Source organism: Candidatus Cloacimonadota bacterium (genome assembly GCA_020532355.1).
GTDB lineage: Bacteria > Cloacimonadota > Cloacimonadia > Cloacimonadales > Cloacimonadaceae > UBA5456.
Genome location: JAJBBD010000218.1, coordinates 1 through 8,798, shown reverse-complemented (window position 1 = coordinate 8,798; position 8,798 = coordinate 1). Strand labels below are relative to the sequence as shown.

The 8,798-nt window shown below is 42.5% G+C and carries 8 protein-coding genes; all 8 read left to right on the top strand.

The features are described from left to right. The coding region (locus LHW48_07485) for a response regulator (protein MCB5260297.1) at window positions 1-974 on the top strand (974 nt) is incomplete at its 5' end. Further along, a complete protein-coding gene (locus LHW48_07480) occupies window positions 964-1,224 on the top strand; it encodes an RNA-binding protein (protein MCB5260296.1) in 261 nt (86 codons plus the stop codon). The genes LHW48_07485 and LHW48_07480, both read left to right, overlap by 11 nt. A gap of 23 nt (window positions 1,225-1,247) precedes the next feature. Next, on the top strand, window positions 1,248-2,210 hold the full coding sequence (locus LHW48_07475; protein ID MCB5260295.1) for a hypothetical protein: 963 nt from the start codon (window positions 1,248-1,250) through the stop codon (window positions 2,208-2,210). 91 nt (window positions 2,211-2,301) lie between these two features. Further along, window positions 2,302-3,744 carry a TldD/PmbA family protein gene (locus LHW48_07470; GenBank protein MCB5260294.1) on the top strand — a complete coding sequence of 481 codons (1,443 nt, stop codon included), beginning with the start codon at window positions 2,302-2,304 and terminating at the stop codon, window positions 3,742-3,744. Then, window positions 3,741-5,015, top strand: a complete 1,275-nt coding sequence (locus LHW48_07465; GenBank protein ID MCB5260293.1) for a hypothetical protein — start codon at window positions 3,741-3,743, stop codon at window positions 5,013-5,015. Before LHW48_07470 ends, LHW48_07465 begins: the two co-directional genes overlap by 4 nt. A gap of 483 nt (window positions 5,016-5,498) precedes the next feature. Beyond that, complete coding sequence (locus LHW48_07460) at window positions 5,499-5,669, top strand: zinc-ribbon domain-containing protein (protein MCB5260292.1); 171 nt, start codon at window positions 5,499-5,501, stop codon at window positions 5,667-5,669. 199 nt (window positions 5,670-5,868) lie between these two features. Next, window positions 5,869-8,337 (top strand): transglutaminase-like domain-containing protein, encoded by a 2,469-nt coding sequence (locus LHW48_07455; protein ID MCB5260291.1) that lies wholly within the window; start codon window positions 5,869-5,871, stop codon window positions 8,335-8,337. A gap of 97 nt (window positions 8,338-8,434) precedes the next feature. Then, a partial coding sequence (locus LHW48_07450; protein ID MCB5260290.1) for an ATP phosphoribosyltransferase regulatory subunit occupies window positions 8,435-8,798 on the top strand: 364 nt, incomplete at its 3' end.

The following is an 8,798-nucleotide window of genomic DNA, read 5'->3' as shown; positions in this document are numbered from 1 at the left end:
TATCGCATCTGATATCCTTCTCACGCCAGGAAGAATCAAAAACTGAAGTGATTGAACTGGTGGAACACGTTAAAGAGTCAGTTCGCTTTCTGCGCAGCTACCTTCCACGCTCTATCAAGATTAAAGAAAACTATAGTGCCGAGCGCAGCACGGTTATCGCTGTGCCCGGACAAATACACCAAATTATTATCAACTTGGGCACTAATGCTATGCATGCTCTTCAGAAAGATGGTGCTGAACTTATGCTTGCTGTAGATCTGGTGAGCTTTAACTCCCGCGATATGCAAGCCTTTCCTGAGCTTGAACAATGCCAATATCTCAAGGTTACAGTGGCAGATAATGGTACTGGCATCGATCCTGGTATTATGGATCATATCTTTGATCCTTACTTCACCACCAAAAGCGCTAATGAAGGTACCGGTTTGGGGCTTTCCATAGTGCATAGCATCGTGCAGTCTCATCATGGTGCAGTAAGAGTAGAAAGCATATTGGGTGAAGGAACCAGTTTCTATATATATCTACCAGTATACACGCCAGACAAATGGCATGCTCCGCAGGATGAGGAAGAAGAGACCAAAGACATCTGTGGAAGTGAAACGGTTATGTTCGTAGATGATGAACCAGCATTAGTTAATGTATTCCGTCAGGGCTTAATGCGTCTTGGCTACAAAGTGGAAGGCTTTACCGATCCGCGTAAAGCTCATTCGTACTTCATCAAGAATGCCGAAAAGATAGATATGGTGATTACAGATACTACAATGCCTTATATGAATGGAGTTGATCTTGCTGCAAAGATGTTAGCCCACAATCCCGATTTACCAGTTGTGATCTGCACCGGATTTACTACTTTGATTTCTGTGGATGAAGCGCGAGAAAAAGGGATTCGGGATTTTGTGATGAAACCTTTCAAGATCCGAGATATTGCCATTCGCATCAGAGAAATACTTGATGGAAAACCCAACGATGAGAATTGATCTGTTGCTCAATAAGCTATGCTTTACAAAAACTCGCAGCATTGCTAAAAATGCCTGTGACAAGGGCTTGATCAGTGTTAACGGCAAAGTTGCCAAAGCATCCGTTTTAGTTAAAGAAACTGATGTTGTAGAAATGCGTTTATACGGCTTCCTACATGAATTTCGCATCAAAGAGGTTCCCGATGGCAATGTAGCCAAAAAGGATGCCGGGAATTACTACGAGCTTCTTAGACGGGAGCCTCTCGCATAAAACTATTGCCGATTATGAGCATTATGGAGAGTGCGGCGAGACGCTTGCTACTTCTCGTTGATAACTCAAACAAGCTTATTCTTCTGCTTTTGATGCTGGTAATATGGATTTCTGCCCCGTCTTACACGCTTATATCCTCTTCAAGTTATCACGAGTTATACAGCAACCGTGTTGAGAGTAGCTGGGCACTCGAGTTAAGTAAAGCTCTTGACAATGGAATAGGCGATCTGCAAATGCAATTTGGCATCTATCCCAAAGCTAAAGTTCCCATCTATATTATTCACGAAGAACGTAATTATCAGCAACTCAGCAAAAGTAATGCCGAGATAGTGGAGTTTAGCGATGCTTTCTATAGTAGTTCTCAGCGAGCTATATTCATTCGCAGCAAAGATCAAGTTCTTCAGAACTATCTCAAGATTCTTATTCATGAATACATTCATTGGTATCTGGAAGAGTTATTTGTCGGTGCCCCACTCTGGTTTCACGAGGGTATGGCAACTTATTTCAGCAATCAATTGGGTTACGAAAGGTTTTTGATGTATCTTAGAGAAAGCTTAATAAATCCCCAAAGTGATCTTTTCCGTATGGGATATCGCTATCCCGATAACAGGGCAGATTGGCCCAGATTCTACTTAAGCTCTGCCATGGCGGTGCGTTTCATGAAAGAAAATCACCACCAAGAATGGCAAGAATTCTGGAATCTATTAGCATACAGATACCGTCAAAGCCACAAACCGCACTTCGCTGATATATTTGTAAATAGCTATCATACATCGCTATGGGATTTTCACAAAAGATTTGAATCTCACAGCAAGAAGCTTGGCTACATCTATCTGTTTGTGGTCTTTAATTCACTAATTTTTGCGCTACTACCTTTTGTGATGTTTGCCGTAGTGCGAAAGCGCCGCAAACGGATGCGGGATTTACCGGATTTACCCTTACCAGATGAGCCACAAGATAATCTGGACGAATCAGATAGAACTTGACAGATTAGGTTTTATTCTTTATTTGCCGTTAAGTTTTATTTATTGAATAGCAGAGTTTATTGTTAAAAACAAAGCAATCTGGAGGATGAATATGAAATATCTGGATCTTGCCATGAATGCGGCTAACAGCCTCGGCGCAGAATATGCCGACATCCGCATTCAAAGAACCACAGACCAACGTATCTTAATGCGCAACCTCAGCCTAAAATCCGCAGATACTCAAGTAGTGGATGGTTACGGCATCAGGATTTTTAAAGATGGCGCATGGGGCTTTGCCCACAATAATGTATACAGCGATGAAGCAGTGTTAGCAACCGTTAAGCGAGCTTTCGACATAGCCATCCTTTCAGCAAAAGTAAATAAGGATAAAAAACTCTGCTTGGCACCTGAACGCAGTTATATAGCTACCTACAGAACCCCCGTAAAGATCGATCCGTTCGAGGTACCGCTTTCGGAAAAAGTTGATTTGCTGATGGAGGTTAACCGCAATATGCTTGCCTTTGATGGCATTCGCCAAGCCATGAGTTACATCATCATGCACAAAGACGAGAAGCTTTTTGCCAGCACTTTAGGCACAAGATTGGATATTACCTACATCTATATCGATCCCATTATCACTGCTACAGCCGTTGCCGATGGGGATAGTCAATCTCGCACATTTGACGAAGGTGGCAGAACGGTTGGCTGGGAATGGATCCAAGAGCTAAATCTGGCAGATAAGGCAAAACAAGTTGCTCAAGAGTCCTTGATAAAAGTAAAAGCCGATACTTTAGGCGCTGAACAGCGGCGTACTCTAATTCTGGATCCTAACCATTTGGGACTTACCATGCATGAATCTGTGGGACATCCCACGGAATTAGACCGTGTATTAGGTTGGGAAGCGGATTTTGCTGGAGTATCTTTTGCCACTCCCGAAAAGTTGAAGAACTTCCGCTATGGCAGCGAGATAGTAAATTTCGTGGGCGACAATACTTTGTCTGAAGGTATGGCTACGATGGGTTTTGATGATGATGGGGTTCCAGGTCAGAAATGGTACATCATCAAAGATGGCATCCTGAATGAATACGGTACCACCCGCGATACCGCCATGGAAATTGGATTGAATTATTCTCGTGGATGTAACCGGGCTACATACTATTTTGACCAACCCATCAACCGCATTCCGAACCTATATCTTTTGCCGGGAACAAAGCCTTTAAGCCCGGCAGAATTAATTGCTGATACCGATGAAGGCGTATATATTCAGGGCAGAGGCAGTTTCTCGATCGATCAACATCGTGTAAACTTCCAGTTTGGTGGGGATTTCTTTTGGGAGATCAAGAATGGCAAGCTCGTCCGCCCACTCAAAAAAATCCTGTACAAATCCTGCAATCCGGAGTTCTGGAATAGCTGCGACGCTATCTGTGACGAGCGTTTCTGGCGTCCTTTCGGCGTTGTCAATTGCGGGAAGGGGCAGCCCTCACAAACTGCCCGCATGACCCATGGTTCTGCACCAGCAAGATTCCGTAATATCCGTGTGGGAGGTTCCCAATGAACAGAGAATTTATTGAACAATATATCCGACAGCATTGCTCGGCAGATGATTACACCTGCACAATAGATGAAAGTGATAGTCATGAAACTCGTTTTGCTCAGAATGGCATTACCCAACATCTGGCTGGGCCAAAGGTGAGGATTGAGCTTAGCGTATCCTTTGGTGCAAAAAGAGGTAAAAGCCTGATCAATCAAGACGATGAGGAAAGCTTGGCAAAATTGATTAAAGCGGTGGAAGAGAATGCACATCTTGCCCCCGAAGATCCCGAACACGTGCCCTCTGTTGGACCTGCTGAATTGCCAGAAGTGCAAAACTGCTCAGATGCTACTCAGGCGCTTACACCAGAACAGATGGTGAACATAGTGCAGAAGAGCATCGATAAAGCCAAAGCTATGGATGCAACTGTATCCGGGATGTGCGAAAAACATTATAGCACTAATTATATGTTTACTAAAAACGGTTTTACTGCGGTGGATAATCGGACAACTTTTGGACACTCGATGACACTCAAAAAAGGCGAGGTAGAAACCAAAGTTAGCTATGAGGCAAAGGATTTTGCAGCCTTCAATTTAGATGATGAATTTGCCCGCTTGGCGTCTCAAGCTGAGGCCTTGGCACATCAGAAGCCCTTCGATGCACAAAAGATCGCTGTGATACTACGCCCACCCGCCTTGAATGAGCTGATGTGGTATATGAATTGGATGATGAATCGCAGACAGAGCGATGAAGGCCTTACGCCATTCACTGGGATGCTGGATAAAAAATGTTTCGGAGAAAATTTCAGCCTCTATTCCACCATTATGAATCCTGAGATTCTGATACCAAGATTCAATATGCTTGGCTTGCCCAGCAAGGAAACAAGCTGGGTGGAACGCGGTGTTCTCAAGAATATGCCCGCAGACCGCTATTGGGCTCAGAAAGTAGGATGTGAAGCGCAATTCCCCTTCAATATGTACATCCCAGGCGAAGATTCAAGCGAAGAACAAATGATGAAAATGGTACCAAGGGGATTAATTATCAACAGATTCTGGTATATTCGCCCAGTTGATATGAAGCGTGGTGAACTTACTGGTATGACCCGCGACGGAGTGCTATATTTCGAAAACGGCATAGTAAAACATGCGGTAAATAACCTTCGTTTTAACGAAATTCCTCACGAAACGACTCAAAGGATACTGGCATTGGGCACATCTCAACTTTCCTCTGCTTATGCGGTTGTGCCACCTATCCTTGTGCAGGATTTCAACTTTGTAGATAAAACAAGCTTCTAAACAATTATTACTCTTATAGCAATCAAGCGGCAGGGAATATCATCTTCCTTGTCGCTTGATGCATCACGCCATACTTAACGATGCTTAAGGCTAATATTATCTTATACTTATAAGAGTATAGCAAGATGAACCTTCCTTAATAATTGCTTAAAGCGGATAGGAGGAAAGGAAAAAGCATAATAGGCAGGATCTTATATGAACTGTGCTAAGATCATTTTTCTTAGGATTGTAGACAAAAATATACATGCTTTCTGGCTTATGCTTTTGTAAGGATTGAACAAGGTGTCCCATATCGTGTGATTTGATGCACGCATTTAAAAACTATTCAAAATATATTCTTAAATGCAAAAAAATGTATTGACAGAAAAATCATTATTTAAACAGAGTAAGCTAAACAGTGATTCAACATTCCCAAGTGCCAATTCCTTGTGTTTCGGGAAAGCCCAAGAATGTTCGATCCCAAAAAAACACAGGAGAAACAAAATGGCCGACAAAACCATTATCTGCAAGGACTGCAACAAAGAATTTATCTTCACCGAAGGTGAACAGGAATTCTACAGAGAAAAGGGTCTTCAGAACGAGCCTCAGCGCTGTCCCGAATGCCGCAAAGCCAAGAAAGCAGAATTCAATCGTAAAAGATTTCAGAATCGCTAATAAAGGCAATTTCAACCCCAAAGCCACCTCAACGAGGTGGCTTTTTGTTTGTTCATGGGATGCCCAGTTGCCGCTTTTTCCTTGCCAAAAATAAAGATATATTTATTAAGGTAATAGAAATTCCATATATTTTTTAAAGACAGTTGAAATATATCCACACTTGCGCCAACAGAAGCGAATACCTTGTAGAGGAGACACCATGTCCAAGTTCTTTTTAGCTTGCATCATGCTATTTATGGCACTATCACTTGATGCAGTGCTACCGACAGATCTAAGCGTATCTGGCAATCCTGAATTGTTTTCCAGACTCAAAGATAAAGCCATAAGCAATCTGCAAAAATTACCCACAGAAAAATCAAAAGCATACAGGCAACTTCTTGTGGATAACAACAATATAGTGATGGCGTATCTTATAGCTTACGAACAAGATTCTAAGCTTGCAGAAAGCGATAGTGAAGTGTTAGAAAGCAACTACAAGGAGATTGTTAATCTGCTGGACAATAAGGGCTTGCAATACTCCCCAGAGTTTTTCCTTTCTTATGTGGCACGGCAAAGTGTTTCGGATGAACGCCTGAGTGCTTATCGGAAAGCGATGCTGGAGGATGGATTGGATTTGGTTTTGGAGATTGCAGATCCATTGGAACGCTATCGGGCTTGTGCAGCTTGGTGCGTGGAAAAGCTACAATTTAAACAAACTAGCGGTAGAGATCAGAATCCTTTAGATATTACACAGAAATCCTTAGTTGGTCGCTGTGAAGAAATGCAAATCCTTTTTGTGGCGGCAGCGCGAACGGTTGGCTTGCCTTCACGGCCTGCAAGCACTCCCTGGTGGGCACACATGGATAATAATCATGCTTGGGCTGAAGTGTATTTGGACGATGAATGGCATTACACAGGAGATATGGATGCTGCATATTTTCCGGATCAAACATGGTTTAGCGGCATGATCGACAAAACCGTGATGATCCTTGCCGAGGGCAGTTTGGCAGCAGCAGATGATGAAGTATTGGTGCAAGGACGCTATGATACTATTATCAATTCAACGCCCAATTATGCCCGTGAGCGCACCCGTAGAGTAGATGCCATCTGCATCGATATAAATGGGAATCCTGTTGCAGATGCAACGATCAATGTGATGGTTTATAATTGGGGAGCATTGCGAAGCATCATTAGCCTAAAAAGCAATGAGCATGGAACACTTGGATTTAGTGCCGGAAGCGGAGACTTTTATCTTTCGGCATACAAAGAAGGTAAACATGCTCTCAAGCTGGTAAAAGCTTCTGAGATGAAGAAAATAGCTGTGGAACTTATTCTATCTGATGAACCCATAACAGATATCGATGTGGTTATGCAATATCCAGCAAACGAGATGGTGTGGCGAGAAGCGCCCGCAGAGTATCGCACAGAAATTGAACGGCGTAAAACTAAGCGGCAAAATGCTATAGATAGCTGGCTAATGCAAGCGAAAAGCTCAACGGTTGAGGATAGTATAGCGATATTGTTTCGAGGAAACTTGAATGAGTTTGAGAAGTTCTGGCAGCATAACAAACCTGTGGAAGAAGAATATTTGGATTTTCTAAGAGCTTACGATCCAAAGTTTTTATGGCAGGCAGATGCCGATCTATTCGAAGCTGTGTATCGATTTTGGCGAAGTCATGATCGAGATATGCCAGCTGAATTGTTCTCTCCAAGCGTATTTTATGAAGAATTGCCTAAGCCATACTTAAGCAAAAAACATGCATCACTATATCCTAAAAGCTTTGTGCACAAGCACAAGGATACTCGCAAACAAGTGCAGAAAGCACTTAAGTGGCAGAAGAAGAAATATAAAATAGACTTATCTAAGGCTCTTTCAGGATTGCCACGAATGGATATCATGGCACAGCAAAAGTATCTAAGTGATACACAATATCGCATCCTGGCTATTTATATTCTGCGAGCAAATGGAATTCCGGCGGATTTTACCCGTCTACCCAATCACATTATGGTGTATTTGGATGAAGATTGGCATTATTATAACCTTAAGGACAATCGCTTTAACGAGGAACAAAATCATAACAGTAACCTAAAAAGTAAGATTATTACTATAACAGACGACAATGGGATACCTGTCCTAAACGCTGTTGATCACTTAACTCCAACTCGCTATGTAGATGGCTTGTTCTACAATATAAATGCCGATATTACTGAACATGGAGGGGGGCGTTATGAGGTAGAAATTGCTCAACCGGATATTCAGTTGAACTTTGGATACAGAATATCAAATTCGGAAACTGCATTTATGCTTATTACACTTAGCGACACGGCAGATACACTAAACATTGTGGCAGAGCGATATCCCAGAACTTGGGAACCGGCAGATGAAGACTTCTTGCTTATTATGGATGAGTCAACTCTAAACGAGGCGCAGCTCGTGATTCTGGGCAACCATGACCAAGAGAACAGCTTGCGAGTGTTGCAGAAAGTAATGGATTTGGGTATGGATTACCACTTCTACGGATATACGCAACAAAGCTCGTGGCACAAGCTTAGAAATTATGAGTTTAGCCCCACATGGCAATCTTTTGTGCGCGACGATCCCTCTTTGGCATCAAGAACCATCACTTTATATAAACATGCCGGTGTGTGGAAGAAATATGAAGGTATTTGGGAACGATTACCTAACTAACTGCTTGAAATTATGGAATATGTCGCTTTTAATGGCATACTGATGAAATCCCGTTATATTAGCTAATGTAAGGATATTTTAAAAGGGAGAGATTTACGTGAATAGCAACCATGGCATCCACCAATTCATGCCAGAAAAGGTTTGGAAATGGAAGGTGCTGGAACAAAAAGTGGCACATGTGCTTTCTTTGCACGATTATCAGGAAATTCGCCTATCTGTGTTGCAGGACTACGGAGTGATTCATGAAGGGATAACCGCTCTGATGCAAAAAGATGAAGCCATACATGCTACCGAAGGTATCATAAATCTTTCTCAACCCAACAGTGATCTTAGCCTGTTGACCCTTCGCCCAGAAGGGACTATCAGTGTTTTGCATCATACTGCCAAGATTACTAAAGATGGCGATGTGCACCGATTCTATTATTTGGGTCCCATGTTTCGAAAGGAAAACAAGGATATGC

Coding starts and splice junctions, on each gene's coding strand:
- LHW48_07455 (MCB5260291.1), top strand. CDS start 5,869: ATGTCCAAGTTCTTTTTAGCTTGCATCATGCTATTTATGGCACTATCA.
- LHW48_07460 (MCB5260292.1), top strand. CDS start 5,499: ATGGCCGACAAAACCATTATCTGCAAGGACTGCAACAAAGAATTTATC.
- LHW48_07475 (MCB5260295.1), top strand. CDS start 1,248: ATGGAGAGTGCGGCGAGACGCTTGCTACTTCTCGTTGATAACTCAAAC.
- LHW48_07465 (MCB5260293.1), top strand. CDS start 3,741: ATGAACAGAGAATTTATTGAACAATATATCCGACAGCATTGCTCGGCA.
- LHW48_07470 (MCB5260294.1), top strand. CDS start 2,302: ATGAAATATCTGGATCTTGCCATGAATGCGGCTAACAGCCTCGGCGCA.
- LHW48_07480 (MCB5260296.1), top strand. CDS start 964: ATGAGAATTGATCTGTTGCTCAATAAGCTATGCTTTACAAAAACTCGC.